Here is a 599-nt window from a genome sequence, read left to right on the forward strand (position 1 = left end):
CCGTGGCCCAAGCTGACTCTGCGCGTAGCATATGCGCCACCCCGCCGCACGTCTGGTTGATCGATCGCGAAACTCGCCGGAGCGTCGACTGGTCCCGCTTCGTTATCCTTGACCTGGCAGACCGATTTGGCGACCTGTCGCAAGGCGAATTGGGGAATGCGCTTGAAAGCGTCGCTACATACCTGTGCGCCATAACGCGCAAGCTCCCGGCGCATACGCGGGAGAAAGGGTGGACATTTGAAGCCTTCATCATCCTCCACCTCCTGCGTCACTATCACCAACTCGCGTGGCCCCATGTTATTGAAGCGAAGCTATCGGAAGCCGCGCAACTGTTGGTGACTGGCACAGAATATTGCGAAGGGCATATGCCCGTCGGATATTCGAGCTGACGCTCGGCGTCATAGCCTGAACGGATAGATGATGCTGCCGACCTTCGACGATTGGACTGAATCGACCGCGCCCGGCCGAAGTGGCACTCGATTGCATACCATTTGGCGGGGTATGCAAAAGCGCTGTCATAACCCGAAGGTTGAAGCATACCAATATTACGGCGCTCGCGGCATCATTGTCAGCCCTCAATGGCGGACCTTCGTCGGCTT

Annotated in this window: 1 protein-coding gene and 1 pseudogene; both read left to right on the top strand. The window is 57.8% G+C overall.

The annotated features are described in order from the left end of the window. A partial coding sequence (locus AACY52_RS29400; protein ID WP_339561233.1) for a hypothetical protein occupies positions 1-389 on the top strand: 389 nt, incomplete at its 5' end. 28 nt (positions 390-417) lie between these two features. After that, positions 418-599: pseudogene (locus AACY52_RS29405) on the top strand (hypothetical protein); the annotation flags it as partial.

The organism is Pseudomonas sp. EA_65y_Pfl1_P113, from assembly GCF_963970525.1.
GTDB classification, from domain to species: domain Bacteria; phylum Pseudomonadota; class Gammaproteobacteria; order Pseudomonadales; family Pseudomonadaceae; genus Aquipseudomonas; species Aquipseudomonas tritici.